The following is a 14,798-nucleotide window of genomic DNA, read 5'->3' as shown; positions in this document are numbered from 1 at the left end:
GTGCCTGCTGCCAGGCACGGCTGATGCGATAATGGCTGTTCGGGATGGCGCTCGGCGCCATCGCAGGGCCCGTCTGCGCGCAAGCGAGCCACGGATTTCAGCTCTCGGGATCGTCGCGCCTCGGCTACGAGGCGGTCGACGGCCAGGCACGGGCCGGGTTCGATGGGAAGGACGGCCTCATCAACCTGCGCACGCTCGCCCCAGCACTCCGCCTGGAGCTCGATGCGGTTCTGCACGGCAAGGACGCTCCAATCGGACGCTGGACGAAGTACGGTCCTTGAACGCCACCCTTTCATTCCGAGAATGTGGATAAGGGCAAATGCGTGGTTGCAATCGTTCCGGAGCGACCGTAGAGGGCCCTCCAGCCGCAAGGCATTGGACGCATAGCTCAGTTGGTAGAGCAGCTGACTCTTAATCAGCGGGTCCTAGGTTCGAGCCCTAGTGCGTCCACCACCTTCTTCGAAGACCCCAGGCGAAGGCTCCGGCCCGGCCCGAAGGCATCGGACGCATAGCTCAGTTGGTAGAGCAGCTGACTCTTAATCAGCGGGTCCTAGGTTCGAGCCCTAGTGCGTCCACCACCTTCTTCTCACGCCAATCCTCATCAGCATGGCAGCCGCGCGTGTGACGGCGTCAATCCCGCTTTTGCGCGACCGTATTGACCGAAATTACGGTCGTTTTTCACGATTGCCCGTGAAGCGACGCAGTCGCGCCCGCGAAGCACGCTGCCGCACAGCGCGTGCGAGAGACCGGCGTCGCAAGACGGCTCACCGCCGAACAACTGTCTCCACAGCAGGGCCATCCGGGACAGCCGCGCGCACAGCGACTGTCCCGGCTTGGCCGTTCCCGTTTACATTTTCAAAGACGTGCTCAGAACCCGCTAGGCACGGTCTCATCTCCGCCCAGCCCAACGAAGGAACGTAACACGAACATCTGTCTTCCACAAGGGAGGCAGGTGCTTCTCTCCTCGACGCGGTCGCGCCAGCTCGGCATCGTCCACGCAGACGCATTGCGCGTTGACGCCAATCTTGCGAGTTTAACGAGATGGGCAGGCTCTTGATCATAACCGTGGCGCTGGCGAGTCTGTCGGCGGCAGCGACGGCGGCTCCGCCGCCGCCCACCTCGCTCGCGCCCTATGTTCGCGGAGGCGATTTCGAACCCGGCGATTACGGATGGATGCGCGGCCGTTTCGCGGACTCAACGCCCGCCGACAAGGCTGCATGGAGAGAGATCGGAAATTGGCTCACGGCCTGCCACGAACAGGATGAAGCGGATCGGCGCGCGAAGCTCGCCGAACTGAATGTGGCCGGTGCCAGGATCGAGCGGAACGCGATCAGCGATCCGCTTTGCGCGGCCGTCGCCCACCTGCCCCAGCCGCTCGCGGCGAACACGTTCGCCGAATTCCAGCAGGCCCTCGCCGCCGCGAAGCCGGTGGCCGACACGTATCTGATGGCGGTTGCCGAGGCCGAGCGGATCGGGCGGCCACGACGCCCCGATCTCGCCGACGCGCTGCTCGCGCGGCCGCTCGGCGAGCAGATGCTGCGCACGGCGACCGGCTGGGGCGATGGGGTCATGAAGGACGCCCCGGCGTTGACGCCCGATGCTCGGGCCATCGTCGTCGCACGGATCGGGATCGCCTTGAGCAAGCGTGACCACGACAATACGGAGTGGCTGAAAGCCATCGTCTCCGAACAGGGTTGGCCGAGAATTTCCGAAGTGGGCGAGCCTGCTTCGCAACAAGCCTGGCTGCTCGTCCAGCATGCGGATGCCGATCCGGCGTTCCAGCTTCAGGCGCTGCGGCTGATGGAGCCCTTGGTTGCGACCGGCGAGGTCGGCAAGCGCAACTATGCCTACCTCTACGATCGGGTGATGCTCAAGATCACGGGAAAGCAGCGCTTCGCGACGCAGGCCATGTGCCGCGCCGGCAAGCGCTTGCCGCAACCGGTGGAGGACGAAAAAGCGGTCGATCGCTTGCGCGCCGAGTTCGAGCTCGACCCACTACCGTCCTACCTCGCCGGAATGAACAAGACGTTCGGCGAATGCCGCCCGGATCCGCCCGCCATGCCACCAGCCGGCGCTGTGTCCGGCGATGCCAAGGCACCGGACGCGTAGCTCAAGCGTCGCACCTGTGGCTCGACGAGGGCGTCCCGGACGAATAACCGATGCGCCGCTCGAGGTCCTCACCTCGAGGCCAATGTCCGCTGCTATGCGAGAGCAAGTCCACCGGCCAGAGCTCCAGCGGCAAGGACGACCGGTGTCGCCAGCTTGCTCTTCCAGCGATACATCACCGTCAGCGCGACCGCGAAGATCATTGCACTGAGCAACAGATTGGGCGTCCGCACCGCGGTCTTTTGGCCAAGGTCCAGGACGGTGATCGTGATCACGCCTACTACGCCGGCCGCCACGCCTGAAAGGAACAGCTGCAGACGCTTGTGCTCGGCCACCGCCTCGAGATGCTCGTAGAAGACGAGCGAGAAAGCGAATGCCGGCAGGAACATGCCGGCGGTGATCGCCAGCGCCCCCGCAGGGCCGCCGCAGATCCAGCCGACGAAGGTCGAAAAGATGACCAGCGGCGCCGGCAGGACACCGGAGAGTGCGAGCCCGTCCAGGAACTGGGCGTCGGTCATCCAGCCGCGCCCGACGGTGTCGTTGCGGACGAACGGAATCGCGGTATAGGCGCCGCCGAACGTCAGCAGCCCGCCCTTCAGCCCCGCCAGGAACAGAGACATCGTCGTGGGGGCCGCCTCGCGCATCGCCGCTCGCGCCGCCGGGATGGTCTCGTCCGGGAAGATCGTCCATGCGGCCGCGACCGCGCCGACGAGCAGGACGAGTGACGTCAGGGCATAGCGCCCGGTCGATCCAAGGGCATAGGCCGCCCCCGCCGTGGGCAACACGATCCAGAAACTCACACCCAGGAAGGATGCCGCGGCTGCAGCGAGCGCCGCGATCCAGAGCCAGGCGTCGAGGAGAATGTGCTCGCCGATGCGGTGCACGGCGCGCACGATGACGGCCAGCACGGCCGCCTGGACGCCGAGGAAGATCGCGCCGAACAATGTCCCGTTGATCGGAAGGCGCGTGTAGATCCATGCGAGCAGAAGCATCAGCACGAAGCCGGGCAGCATGAAGCCGAGCCCCGCCAGCACCCCTCCGAGACGCCCTTTCGCGCGGATCCCGAGATGGACGCAAAGCTCGTGCGCTTCCGGTCCCGGCAACACCTGCATCACGGCAAGCCGCTTGTTGAAGTTAGCACTGCCGATCCACTTTTCGTCGTCGACGAGCTCGCGCCGGATCATGGCGATCTGTGCGACCGGCCCGCCGAAGGCGAGCATCCCGAAGCGAAGGAAGCGCAGGAACAACGCGGCGTAGCTCAGCTCTGGCGGCCGCGCCTCAGCCGCATCGGCCGGCGCAGACGTGATCACGTCCGGCACCACTGCAGCATCGCTATTGGTTTCATCGATCACGGCCGCGCCCCTTGCGGCGGCTGGGAGACCCAGGTGTCATCGTCCGACCACAGAGCGACGATGCCCCGACATCGGGGGCACCCGGTCACAGGCTCAGGCTCGTTCGGAGGAATGGCATCGATTGCAGGCATGAGGCGTCCTCTTCAAAATCAGGACGCGATGCTTCAGCCTGTCGCCTCATGGGGTGATCGCAGCCCCCATCGCCTCTGTAAACCGGGGTCGGCGGCGTCTGTCAACGGGTGCGATCGCCCGACGCGCGCTTCGTCGCACCGCTACGCTGGGGTGCGGCGGCAAGCCCTCGCATTCCCGCCCGAGGACCCGATTGGCGTGGCGGGGATCAACGCCGGCTCGTTGCCGCGCCGCCGGTCCCGGCCGTCCGCTGGTAGACCCGAACATGGTCGATCTCGAATCGGATCGGAAAGATGCCGTCGTCGACATCGCCGCCCATCTCGCCGCCGATGGCAAGATTGAGCAGGAGATATTGGGGTTTGTCGAACGGCCATTGCGCCGTACCGGTCTTCGCGTTGACGTATCGGTGATAGGTCTTGCCGTCGACGGCGAAGGTGATCGCCTCCGGCGTCCAGTCGATCTGGTAATCGTGGAAGGCGTCGCAAGCGTCGGGTATGCGCATCTGGCCGCTCTTGCCGAAGGTTCCCGCCGTCGACCGATTGTGAATGGTGCCGGAGACTTCACCCGGAGCCTTGCCGACATGCTCCATGATGTCGATCTCGCCCCCGTCCGGCCATCCCGCAGCAGCCCCGAGCATCCAGATGGCCGGCCACGATCCCTTGCCGCAGGGCAATTTGGCGCGGATTTCGAAGACGCCGTAGGTCCACTCGGCCTTGCCCTTGGTGATGAGACGGGCGGAGGTGTAACGCTGGCCGCCTTGGTCCGGGCGATCCGCCAGGCTCTCCTTGCGGGCGGTGATGATCAGCCTGCCGCCTTCGATCCTGGCATTTTCAGGACGGTCCGCCGCATAATATTGCAGTTCGTGATTGTACCAACCCGCCTTGTTGGCGTGTGTATCATAGCTCCATTTGGCCGGATCCGGGACGCCCGCCCCGTCGAACTCGTCGGACCATGCGAGCGTGTAGCCGAGCCGCTCCCGCGCGGAGGAAGGACCGGATGCCAGGGCGATCGCCGCGGCTGCGATGCGGACGAGGGTCCGGGCTGAATTCCTGCAGATCATGTCTCTTCTTAAGAGGGGATTTGAGACCGCACCATAGGCCGCCGCTTTCGGAGCCTTGGCGCCACGATTTGCGCCCGCACGATCGGCGGTATAGCCACGAGATGCGGCGCTGCGCCGCGCTTGAACCGGAGCTGCCGCTGCACAGCTTCACGGGGACGATGCTGCAACGGGACGATGCCATGCGACTGCTCGACCGGCTTCTTCGCTTCGCACCCGCCCTCCCCCACCGGCACCGCCGACGCACCGGAGAGGTGCGTGTGACCGTGATCAGCGATACGCATTGCCTGCACGACGCCTTGCGCCTTCCGGCTGGGGATCTGCTGATCCATTGCGGCGACATGTTCGATCTGTCCCGCCGGGAAGGGGGGGACCTCGCCAGAATGGATGACTGGTTTGGCAAGCAGCCATTCGAGCGGATCCTGTGCACCGGAGGAAATCACGACCAAATTCTCGAGCAGGCGAGAGCCTCGAACCCGCAGCCGTTCCGGAATGCGCACTATCTCGAGGATGAGATGCTCCACTACCGAGGCCTGCGGATCTATGGGGCGCCGTGGGTGCCCGGCCTCCCCACCCACGCCTTTCCGAAGACGCGTTCCGCGCTGGCGGAGGCCTGGGCGCGAATCCCGAACGAAATCGACATTCTGGTGACGCATACGCCGCCCAGAAACGTGCTCGACAGATCGACGCGTGGAACCTCCTTCGGCTGCCCCGAACTCGCTGAGGCGGTCCGCCGAACAGCGCCGCGCATCCACTGTTTCGGCCACGTTCACGCCGGCGCCGGACAGACGGCCCGCGACGGCACCCTGTTCATCAATGCATCATCGGTGCGAAGCGCAGGCGGCGCGCTGCGGGCACCGATCAGCTTCACACTCGTGCCGCGCGCGTGACGGCGCTGCGGGCGGTCATTCGAATCGCACGTTGGCAATGTCGATCCAGACCATCAGCATCTCGCGTACGGGCTGACGGTCCGGACCGCGGACGTAAGCGCGCCGTCGCGTCGGCAGGCGCAGCCCCTCGACGGCGACATAGTCCGAGACCAGCTGCGCCGCCGGGAAGCCGCCGGCGACGTTGACCTGGTAATCATGGCGTCGAAGCATGAGATCAGGACCGAAATAGAAATCCTGGGTCTGGCTGTGGGTTTCGATCGCACCCGGGAATCGGGCTCGCAATACCCGCCAGCTCTCTTCACCTTCCTGCCAAGCGTCCGCCTCCTCGACCGCGACGCCCGGCATGGTCAGCAGGAACGGCGTCGTGAAGTAGGTCCAGAGCGCCTCGCCGTTGAAGTAAGCGCGGTGGAGCGGATCCCACAGCGTCGACATCTGGTGGCCCGCGAACGAGTCGCGCGGTGCAAAGCGCTCGCCAAGCACCCTCCCGTCCAGCGTCTCGACTGCGACCCGATCCGGCGTGAACACGCTCAACTGATCGGGCGCGCCGTACGGATGGAGGCTGGCGCGCTGCTCGTGCAGCGAGATCGAGATCCGTCGCGTGTCGGCATCCTGGTCGATGCCCTTCAACGCGAAGAATCCGCCGCCGCTGACGATGTCGGCGTCGACCGTTCGGACGCGGCGCCACGCCTCCATGCCGCCATGGGCGGCGATCACGTCGTCGAGAAGATCGGTCATAGCGCATGGCTCCGCATCTGGATCGGTGAACAGAGAACCGCATTTCGCCGCGCGCAGCCGCCGGGACCACCAGACCAAGGTATCGCCGACACCAAAAGAGGATGGCGGCCAGTGGGAAAGCGGCCATGGTGGAGCAGACGACAGGGTCAACCAAGGGAAGACCAAATGCTCTTCGCCGCCGAAGCCCTTTTCAAGCCCGGTATCGAGCCGGAGCGAGATCGACTCCACGAGGCGTTCGGCGGCCATCTCGCGCAGCTGGCGCTCGGCGTCCGGCTGGCCGGGGTGCTGCGCGACAAGCATGGCGAACGCCGCGGCGTTCTGCTGCTGGTGGAAGCGCCGGACTGGGCGTCGGCGGAGGCGTTCGTCGCCGCCAGCCCTTATGCCGGCCTGTATGCGCGGGTCGAAATCTCAGAACTGACCATCGAAGCCGGCAGGCTCGTCTAGCGCGTTGCCGCGCTCCGGCAACACCTAGGTGTCGGCGACACCTAGGTTCAATCGCGGGCGAGCCCAGCCGCGCACAGGATCACCGGGCGGGCCGAGCGGTCCGCGTGAGTCAGGCGATCCGCTCTCTCCACTATGTCGGGACGACGCGCGCCATCAGATTGGGAATAGATCATGAACCGACCGAACATCGCCATCATCATGAGCACGACCCGGGCGGCGCGCTTCGCCGACACTGCGGCGGCGTGGCTGTATGCGATCGCCGCCGCGCGGCAAGACATGCATGTCGAGCTGATCGACCTTCGTGAGTTCTCGATGCCGTTCTTCGACGAAGCCGCGTCCAACGCGTGGATACCGTCCGAGAATGCAGAAGCGCGGCGCTGGCAGCAGAAGGTCGCCGCCTTCGACGGCTATGTCTTCGTAACCGCCGAATATAATCGCAGCATCCCGGCCGTGCTCAAGAACGCGCTCGATTATGCCTATCCGGAATGGAACCGGAAGCCGGCCGCCTGCCTGGGCTATGGCAGCGTCGGCGCCGCCCGCGCGATCGAACAGCTGCGGCTGATCTGCATCGAGCTGCAGATGGCGCCGACCAGGACAGGCGTCCACATCCAGGGCGCCGATTTCTTTGCGGCGCTGCAGGACGGCAAGGACCTGAACACGATTCCCTATATCGGACAGAATGCGGAGACGATGCTGGAGGAGCTTCGCTGGTGGGCAAATACGCTTGCCGAAGCGCGAGGGCGGGACGTGTGAATAGATCCCGTCCGGATTTCCTGGGGACGTGACAAAGTCGCGATAAGAAGAAGAAGAAGAAGAGCCACCCCCCTACCCCTCCAGGAAGTCCTGGAGGGGAGGCCCCCAACAATGCTTCGTTGATGCTTGCGGAATCGGGCCCGAGCTTCTCCTTCCCCATAGTCTTCATTCAGGGTGACCGGATAGACAATGACGTTCCGCCGCTGTGTGGAGGCGCGGGGTGGTGACCCGCCCGCGCCTCCTACCGTCTATGCGGACGGCAGCGCCGCCAGAAGTTGTTCGGTGGTCAGGATGGCGTGGGCGAAGGTCGGGCCGTTCAGTTCGTGCGCGGCATGCATCAAGTCCATCGAATAAGCGGCCGTTGCATCGCGGATCAAGGTGACGTGGTAGCCGATCTCCATCGCGTAGCGCGCGGTGGATTCTATGCAGGTGTTGGCGAGCAGACCGACGATGACGACATGGCTGATCCCGCGCTGTTTGAGCTGCTGGTCGAGATCGGTGTTGGCGAAGCCACTCTGGCCCCAATGCTCCTTGGCGACGATGTCGCCGGGTTGCGGCACGAAATCCGGGTGCCAGGCTCCGCCCCATTCGCCGCGGGCGAAGGAGTGGCGGCGCATGATCGCGATCTGCGTCGGATTGGGATGGTGCCAATCCTCATAGTCGCCCGGCTCCCAGCGGCGGTGCGGCGCGATCGCGACCTGGATGCCTGCGGAACGAGCCGCGGCCTGGAGCGCCTTGAGATTGGCGAGCAGCCCGACCGCCTCGGCGACCTCCTGGACCCGCGGCCAGACCTTGCCGCCTTCGGAAAGAAAGTCGTTGTAGGGATCGACGAGCAGCAGCGCGGTCGACGCGGCATCATAATGCGGAGGTTTCATCGCCTGTCTCCCCGGTTCAGCGCAAGGCCGCGCGCGCGATGCTTGCTGCAAAGAGCGGAGTCTCGCCCTGGTTGTGGGCTATCGACATCGGCTGCCGCTGGCTTCGAAACACGTCGAACGGTATGCCCTGGCGATCGAGCAACTCGATCAAGGCGTCGGTCGCGGTCGAGCGGACATGGTTGGTGAATTCGCAGCTTTCCGCGTCGATCTTGCGTACGCGCAATTCCCATAGAACGTTGATCGTCGTGCGGCCCGACGGGGTGAATACGTCCGACACCGATTCAAGGACGAGATGATCCCTCTCCCCGACCTTTTCGACATAATGCTGGACCATCAGGCTACCGCCGATGATCTCCACATTGATCGACATCCGCTTACCGTCGGGCGCCGTGGTGAAGCCCGCCGCGACATGGGCCGGCGAGCATCCCTGATATTCCGCGTCTGGCAGGCCGAACGCCCAGGCTGGAAGATCGACCTTTTCGATCGGCGCGTTGACGATAGCGGTGAAGCTGGAGTCGACGATTTCCGGGTTGCTCATAAGAGGCTCCTTACCTGCCGGGCACAGCAAGAGGCTGGCCCTTGGCGGTGACGTAGGGCGCGCGAATGCCGGCACGAATTGCGCTTTGGTGTGTAGATACCATCGTCTCATTCCGCGGCAGCGCCGGTTCGGCCATTCATCAGAGATGACGAGGCGACACTCCGCCGCCTCCGCCCGAACAGGAGACCGAGCGTGCCGATCGTCACCGTCCAATTGACCCGCGAAGGCACCGAACCCGGGGTCGATCACGTCACCGCCGAGCAAAAGGCCGCCATCTTCCAGGGCATGAGCCAGGTCCTGCTCGACGTGCTCGGGAAGCCGCATGCCTGGACCTGGGTGGTCATCCAGGAGGTCGACGTGCAGGACTGGGGCTGGGGCGGGTTGCCGGTGCTGGAGTATCGCAAGCAGCTCGCCCAGGAGCAGCAATGACGGACCCGATGCCATGAACACGCCTTCGCCCCTGCTGGTGCAGCTCGGCATCCAATTGCCGATCATCCAGGCGCCGATGGCCGGGGTTTCGTCGCCGGCGATGGCGGCGGCGGTCAGCGCGGCCGGCGGGCTCGGTTCGATCGCTGTCGGCGCGGTCGATGCAGCGGCAGCACGATCGATGATCGAGGCCGTCCGCGCGCAGACGTCTGCGTCGTTCAACCTCAACCTGTTCTGCCATGTCCCGGCGCGAACCGACCCCGACAGAGAGGATGCCTGGATCGCGCGGATACGGCCCGAATTTCAGGCGTACGGCGCCGAACCTCCGGCCTCGCTCTCCGAAATCTACCGCAGCTTCGTCGAGGACGATGCGATGCTGCGGATGCTGATCGAGACTCGGCCGGCGGTGGTCAGCTTCCATTTCGGGCTTCCCTCACCTGTGGCGATCGCCGCGTTGCGTGCAGCCGGGATCCGGATGATCGCCACCGCCACAAGCCTCGCGGAAGCGCGCAGCATCGAAGCGGCCGGGCTGGATGCGATCGTCGCGCAGGGCTGGGAGGCCGGCGGCCACCGCGGCTGCTTCGACCCGGATGCGCCGGACGACAAGCTGGGGACAGTGGCGTTGACCCGCCTGCTGGTGCGGGCGAGCACGCTGCCGGTGGTCGCCGCCGGCGGGATCATGGACGGCGCAAGGATTGCAGCGATGCTCGCGATCGGAGCCGCCGCCGCCCAGCTCGGGACGGCGTTCGTCTCCTGCGACGAGAGCCTTGCCGATGCCGGCTATCGCGCCGCGCTCTCCGGCGCGGCGGCGCATCACACGGTGATGACGCGGGTGATCTCCGGACGCCCCGCCCGCTGTCTCGCCAATCGTTTCACCGCCCTCGGCGAGGAGATTCCGAATGCCGCGGTTCCCGCCTACCCGATCGCCTACGACCTCGGCAAAGCGCTTCATGCCGCGGCCAGGAAACGGGGCGAGAGCGGCTATGGGGCACAATGGGCCGGCCAGGGCGCACCGCTGGCGACGCCGATCGACGCTGCGAGCCTGGTCCGCCGGCTGGTCGACGAAATGAAGGCCGCTATCGGATGAGCCGCGACGTGCCGGCGCTTCGTCCGCTGTTCACACTACGCGTGCTGGTCGACGGTCTGCACGCACCGGGCGGCCCGCCAGGCCTGCAGCGCCGGATCGGCACCATCCCAGGCGGTTCGTTCGAGGGGGAGCGCCTGCGCGGCCGGGTCTTGCCGGGCGGATCCGACTGGCAAATCGAGCGGAGGGACGGCGTGATCGCGCTCGACGCCCGCATTCTTCTGCAGACCGACGACGAGGCACTGATTGCGATGACCTATAGCGGCCTCCGCCATGGTCCGGCCGACGTGATGGCGAGGCTCGGCCGCGGCGAGAGCGTCGATCCCGCGGACTATTATTTCAGAATCGTCCCGACTTTCGCCACATCGGCCCCGCATTATCAATGGCTCAACCGCATCGTCGCCGTCGGCACCGGGCGCCGCGATCCCGAAGGACCGCTCTATCAGATTCACGAGATCTGCTGATGGGCAGCCCACCACATCACACCAGCTATCATACGGTACGGGTCGACGAGGTCGACATCTTCTATCGGGAAGCGGGAGAACGTAGCGCGCCGACAATCGTCCTGCTCCACGGCTTCCCGTCTTCGTCGCGCATGTACGCGCCGTTGTTTCCGGCGCTCGCCCAGCGCTATCGTCTGATCGCGCCCGATTATCCCGGCTTCGGCCACAGCGGGGCGCCCGCGCCTTCGGCCTTCACCTATACGTTCGATCACCTTGCGGAGACGATGGAGAGCCTGCTCGAAGCGCTGGGCATCGAACGTTACGTGCTGCTCATGCAGGATTATGGCGGTCCTGTCGGCTTCCGCATCGCCCTGCGCAATTCCGAGAAGGTGGCGGCGATCATCGTCCAGAATGCCAATGCCTACCGAGAGGGACTCGGCGCCAAATGGGCGGGCATCGCCGCTTACTGGGCGGACCCGGCCGGCCATCCGGGGATCGTCGAAACCTTTCTGTCGCTGGACGCGGCGAAGCAGCGCCATATCGGCAACAGCCCCAACCCCGAGCGCTATGATCCCGACAGCTGGACGGACGAACATGCGATGCTGACCCGTGCCGGTGTGCGTGAGATCCAGGCGGCCCTGCTGTACGATTACAGGACCAACGTCGCCGCCTATCCGGCATGGCAGGCCTGGCTGCGCGCCCACCGGCCGCCCACCCTGGTGCTGTGGGGGCGCTACGATCCGTCCTTCATCGTGCCCGGCGCGCTCGCCTACGCGCGCGACGTTCCTGATGCCGAGATCCACCTGCTCGACGCCGGCCATTTCGCCCTCGACGAGCAGGCCGACCAAGTCGCGGCACGCATTCTGGACTTTCTGGACCGTCGGCTGCCGAAGTGACAGGCAATGGGAGAGCGGATCGCGCCGCTCTCCCCGCATCGTCAGCGGAGCGAACGAAAGCTCTCGCGCAAATCCTCGACCAATGCCTGGGGCTGCTCCCACGCCGCGAAATGCCCACCCTTGGCATGACGCCGGTAGAAGAGCAGGTTCGGGAACGCCTTGCGGGTCCAGCTCTCCGGCGCAGTGTAGATTTCGTCGGGAAAGGCGCTGACCGCGACCGGCAGGGTCACGCCCTTGGGCGCGAAGAATGCAAGCTTGCTTTCCCAGAACAGCCGGCCCGACGACAGACCCGTTCCGGTCAGCCAGTAAAGCGTGATGTTGTCGAGGATGTCATCGCGGCTGAGGCCCTCCTTCGCGCCGTCGAACACCCGGTTGATCAGTTTCTGGCTTTGCGGATCATGATCGATCATCCAGGCTGCAAGTGCGATCGGGGAATCGTCGAGGCCGTAGAGCGTCTGTGGCCGCGCCCCCATTTCAAGCGCGTAGCCGACCCGGTTCTTGTAGAAGAAATCGAGCTGGTCCCACGCATATTTCTCGTCACCGGTAAGGCCGATCGGCGCCGGTCCGCCGGAGAGTGCCGCCGAAATCGCATCCGGCAGCGTACCGGGCATGTTGGTATGGATGGCAAGCAGGCCCTGCGGCTTCTGCAGCGCCATCTGCTCGTTGATGGCGTCACCCCAGTCGCCGCCTTGCGCGACGTAACGGGTGTAGCCGAGCCTCTGCATCAGAACCGCCCAGGCCCGTGCGACGCGCTGCGGATCCCAGCCGAGCTCGGTCGGCGCCGCCGAGAAGCCATAGCCGGGGATGGAGGGTATGACGACATCGAACGCATCCGCGGCGCTCCCGCCGAACGCGGTCGGATCGGTCAGCGGCTTGATGATCTTGAGCTGCTCGATGACCGAACCGGGCCAGCCGTGGGTGACGATCACCGGCAGGGCTTTGGCGTGCTTCGACTTGACGTGGATGAAGTGGATGTCGACGCCGTCGATGTTGGTCACGAACTGGGGATATTGGCCGAGATCGGCCTCCGCCCTGCGCCAGTCATAGCCGTTCGCCCAATAGTCGGCGAGCTTCCGCATCGTCTCGAGCCGAACCCCCTGGCTATCATCGGCCACCAGTTCGCGGCTCGGCCAACGGGTTGCCTTGATCCGCCGCTTCAGCTCCCGCAGATCCTCCTCCGACGCCCGATATTTGAACGGCCTGATTGCCGACGTCGCCGCGCTGCCCTGTTCGGCAATATTCGAAGGTGCCGCGGCCAGATCTCCGGACGCCGCCCCATTTGCCGATGCATGCGCAACCGACGGCAGCAAGAGGCCGAAGCTACCGGCAATCGCCGAGCCGACAAAATGACGACGCTGAAACAATGCTAGACTTAGAGACATGATCGTTTCCTCTTCCGGTATTGGTGATAGTGAAGGAAACATCATTCGATTATTGAGGCGCGCGAGCCATTGTACAAAGGTACATATAGACCAAGGTGCCGCCGGATTCACTCAAATTCCCGCCGCGTGGCGGCCGAGATCGAGCTCGACGGCGGACCGCGTCTGCAGGCCTGCATCCAGCAGCCGTGCCAGACTGGCCTTCGCCGCCGGGCGCGCGACCGAACGGAAATAGCACTCGAGCGCCGGTGGGAACACGGCATCCTCCGGCAAGGTGACCTGGTCGACGAAGCGCTTCGCCTCGACCAGTGTCTCCTTGTCGAACCCGGAAAGGCGGCGCGCAAAGCGATCGACGAACGTGTCGAGCTCCGCATCGGGCAGCGCTCGATTGACGTAGCCGTATCGCTCGGCCAGCGCACCGGGGAAATCGTCGGCACCGAGCACGATTTCGATGGCGCGGCCGCGACCGACCAGCGGCCCCAGCCGCGCCATCGGATTGGCCCCGGGGACCGCGCCGACGGCGACTTCGAACTGCCCGAGGATCGCCTTTTCCGCACTGGCAAAGCGGATGTCGCACGCCAAAGCGAATTCGCTGCCGGCACCCCGCGCGCGTCCACGGATCGAAGCGACAGAGACGACCGGCGCGCGCGCGAGGCGGGCGAGCACGTCCAGCCAGGGATGCATCCCGGTCGGCCCCGGCCCCATCGCCGCGGTGCGCGCCCGATCGGTCAGCACATCGTAATGAGCAAGGAAGAAGTCCGGGTCGGCGCTCTCAAAGACGATCACCTTCACATCGCGATCGCTTTCGAGCCGCGAGACCAGATCGGACAGTTCGACGATGGTCGCGAGGTCGATCAGGTTGATCGGCGGGTTGGAGAAGGTCGCCCGCAGATAGCCCGGTGCCGGCGAGGAAATGTCGAGCTGCTTGGCCATGACAGGCTCCTTGCGAAAGATCAGTGGCCGGCGGACTGGCCGCCGTCGACATGGAGGGTCTCGCCGGTGACGAAGCCGGCGCGTTCGAGGTAGAGCACGGCATCGACCACTTCGGAGATCTCGCCCATGCGCCCGACCGGGTGAAGCGAAGCGAGGGTTGCATGGGTTTCCGCCGGGTGCATCGGAGTCTTGATGACGCCGGGGGCGACCGCGTTCACGCGAATGCCGCGGGCGGCATATTCGATCGCGAGGCTGCGCGTCGCCGCGTCGATCCCGCCCTTGGTCAGCGATGCCAGCACCGATGGCACCGCCGAAAGCGGCTGGTCGGTGAGCGCCGTGGTAATGCTGACGACGTGACCGCCCTCACCCTGTTTCTCCATCGCGGCGACCGCAGCCTGCGTGATGAAGAAGAAGCCGGCGAGGTTGGTCGCGACGACCCTGGCATAATCGCCGGCATCGTAGCGGGTGAACGGCTTGGCCACGAAGATGCCGGCATTGTTGACCAGCGTATCGAGCCGGCCGAAATGTTGGAGGGCCCGTTCGACCACGCGTGGGCCCGTATCGGGGTCGCCGATATCCCCTTTCACGGTGAGCAGGCCCGGATCGCTCGAATGGCCAATCGAGCGGGACGTGGCGACGACACGATAGCCGAGCTCGCGATAGCCGCGCACCAGATCCTCGCCGATGCCTTGCGATCCGCCGGTGACGAGGGCGACTTTGTGCTGGGTGGTCATTATATTGCTCCTGAAAATGGGGAA

Annotated in this window: 17 protein-coding genes and 2 tRNA genes; 11 read left to right on the top strand and 8 right to left on the bottom strand. The window is 65.4% G+C overall.

What is annotated here, in order from left to right:
• Positions 1 to 44 precede the first annotated feature (44 nt).
• From ETR14_RS22975 to ETR14_RS22960, 4 genes are all read left to right on the top strand, one after another.
• Entirely contained in the window at positions 45 to 281 is a 237-nt protein-coding gene (locus ETR14_RS22975) for a hypothetical protein (RefSeq protein WP_129389478.1), read from the top strand.
• Positions 282 to 377: 96 nt separating this feature from the next.
• Positions 378 to 453: transfer RNA gene (locus ETR14_RS22970), tRNA-Lys, on the top strand.
• A 49-nt stretch (positions 454 to 502) separates the two neighbouring features.
• A tRNA-Lys gene (locus ETR14_RS22965) sits at positions 503 to 578 on the top strand.
• A 463-nt stretch (positions 579 to 1,041) separates the two neighbouring features.
• The gene (locus tag ETR14_RS22960; protein ID WP_206185904.1) at positions 1,042 to 2,109 is read left to right on the top strand and encodes a DUF6624 domain-containing protein; all 1,068 of its coding nucleotides are present in this window, start codon (positions 1,042 to 1,044) and stop codon (positions 2,107 to 2,109) included.
• A 92-nt stretch (positions 2,110 to 2,201) separates the two neighbouring features.
• Here the strand turns inward: ETR14_RS22960 and chrA are convergent, their stop codons facing one another.
• The gene (chrA, locus tag ETR14_RS22955; protein ID WP_305851956.1) at positions 2,202 to 3,458 is read right to left on the bottom strand and encodes a chromate efflux transporter; all 1,257 of its coding nucleotides are present in this window, start codon (positions 3,456 to 3,458) and stop codon (positions 2,202 to 2,204) included.
• A gap of 337 nt (positions 3,459 to 3,795) precedes the next feature.
• Positions 3,796 to 4,647: a family 16 glycosylhydrolase gene (locus tag ETR14_RS22950; protein WP_129389476.1), complete on the bottom strand. Its 852-nt coding sequence runs from the start codon at positions 4,645 to 4,647 to the stop codon at positions 3,796 to 3,798.
• Positions 4,648 to 4,748: 101 nt separating this feature from the next.
• On the opposite strand from ETR14_RS22950, the gene ETR14_RS22945 reads away from it, so the two are divergent.
• Positions 4,749 to 5,534, top strand: coding sequence for a metallophosphatase domain-containing protein (locus ETR14_RS22945; RefSeq protein ID WP_165356586.1), 786 nt, complete (start codon positions 4,749 to 4,751; stop codon positions 5,532 to 5,534).
• 15 nt (positions 5,535 to 5,549) lie between these two features.
• On the opposite strand, the gene ETR14_RS22940 is transcribed toward ETR14_RS22945, so the two are convergent.
• Entirely contained in the window at positions 5,550 to 6,269 is a 720-nt protein-coding gene (locus ETR14_RS22940; protein WP_129389472.1) for a hypothetical protein, read from the bottom strand.
• A 165-nt stretch (positions 6,270 to 6,434) separates the two neighbouring features.
• On the opposite strand from ETR14_RS22940, the gene ETR14_RS22935 reads away from it, so the two are divergent.
• A complete protein-coding gene (locus ETR14_RS22935) occupies positions 6,435 to 6,713 on the top strand; it encodes a YciI family protein (RefSeq protein ID WP_129389470.1) in 279 nt (92 codons plus the stop codon).
• A gap of 171 nt (positions 6,714 to 6,884) precedes the next feature.
• On the top strand, positions 6,885 to 7,466 hold the full coding sequence (locus tag ETR14_RS22930; protein ID WP_129389467.1) for an NADPH-dependent FMN reductase: 582 nt from the start codon (positions 6,885 to 6,887) through the stop codon (positions 7,464 to 7,466).
• A gap of 248 nt (positions 7,467 to 7,714) precedes the next feature.
• On the opposite strand, the gene ETR14_RS22925 is transcribed toward ETR14_RS22930, so the two are convergent.
• The gene (locus ETR14_RS22925; protein ID WP_129389464.1) at positions 7,715 to 8,341 is read right to left on the bottom strand and encodes an isochorismatase family cysteine hydrolase; all 627 of its coding nucleotides are present in this window, start codon (positions 8,339 to 8,341) and stop codon (positions 7,715 to 7,717) included.
• A gap of 16 nt (positions 8,342 to 8,357) precedes the next feature.
• Positions 8,358 to 8,879, bottom strand: a complete 522-nt coding sequence (locus ETR14_RS22920; protein ID WP_129389461.1) for a hypothetical protein — start codon at positions 8,877 to 8,879, stop codon at positions 8,358 to 8,360.
• A gap of 192 nt (positions 8,880 to 9,071) precedes the next feature.
• Between ETR14_RS22920 and ETR14_RS22915 the strand changes: the two genes are divergently transcribed.
• Genes ETR14_RS22915 through ETR14_RS22900 form a run of 4 tightly spaced genes read left to right on the top strand, consistent with a single transcriptional unit; the run spans position 9,072 to position 11,728 of the window.
• Entirely contained in the window at positions 9,072 to 9,308 is a 237-nt protein-coding gene (locus tag ETR14_RS22915; RefSeq protein ID WP_129389458.1) for a 4-oxalocrotonate tautomerase family protein, read from the top strand.
• A gap of 13 nt (positions 9,309 to 9,321) precedes the next feature.
• Entirely contained in the window at positions 9,322 to 10,392 is a 1,071-nt protein-coding gene (locus tag ETR14_RS22910; RefSeq protein WP_129389455.1) for a nitronate monooxygenase family protein, read from the top strand.
• Positions 10,389 to 10,853: a DUF3237 domain-containing protein gene (locus tag ETR14_RS22905; protein WP_129389452.1), complete on the top strand. Its 465-nt coding sequence runs from the start codon at positions 10,389 to 10,391 to the stop codon at positions 10,851 to 10,853. Before ETR14_RS22910 ends, ETR14_RS22905 begins: the two co-directional genes overlap by 4 nt.
• On the top strand, positions 10,853 to 11,728 hold the full coding sequence (locus tag ETR14_RS22900) for an alpha/beta fold hydrolase (protein ID WP_129389449.1): 876 nt from the start codon (positions 10,853 to 10,855) through the stop codon (positions 11,726 to 11,728). Before ETR14_RS22905 ends, ETR14_RS22900 begins: the two co-directional genes overlap by 1 nt.
• A gap of 41 nt (positions 11,729 to 11,769) precedes the next feature.
• Here the strand turns inward: ETR14_RS22900 and ETR14_RS22895 are convergent, their stop codons facing one another.
• The 3 genes from ETR14_RS22895 to ETR14_RS22885 all read right to left on the bottom strand — a co-directional run bounded on the left by ETR14_RS22895 (position 11,770) and on the right by ETR14_RS22885 (position 14,774).
• Positions 11,770 to 13,110: an epoxide hydrolase family protein gene (locus ETR14_RS22895; RefSeq protein WP_129389446.1), complete on the bottom strand. Its 1,341-nt coding sequence runs from the start codon at positions 13,108 to 13,110 to the stop codon at positions 11,770 to 11,772.
• Between the two features lie 111 nt (positions 13,111 to 13,221).
• Positions 13,222 to 14,040: an enoyl-CoA hydratase/isomerase family protein gene (locus ETR14_RS22890; protein ID WP_129389443.1), complete on the bottom strand. Its 819-nt coding sequence runs from the start codon at positions 14,038 to 14,040 to the stop codon at positions 13,222 to 13,224.
• Between the two features lie 20 nt (positions 14,041 to 14,060).
• Positions 14,061 to 14,774 (bottom strand): SDR family NAD(P)-dependent oxidoreductase, encoded by a 714-nt coding sequence (locus ETR14_RS22885; protein WP_129389440.1) that lies wholly within the window; start codon positions 14,772 to 14,774, stop codon positions 14,061 to 14,063.
• Positions 14,775 to 14,798: the final 24 nt, after the last annotated feature.

Origin of the sequence: Sphingosinicella sp. BN140058 (assembly GCF_004135585.1) — a bacterium.
Lineage (GTDB): Bacteria > Pseudomonadota > Alphaproteobacteria > Sphingomonadales > Sphingomonadaceae > Allosphingosinicella.
This window is presented reverse-complemented; position numbering and strand designations above follow the sequence as displayed.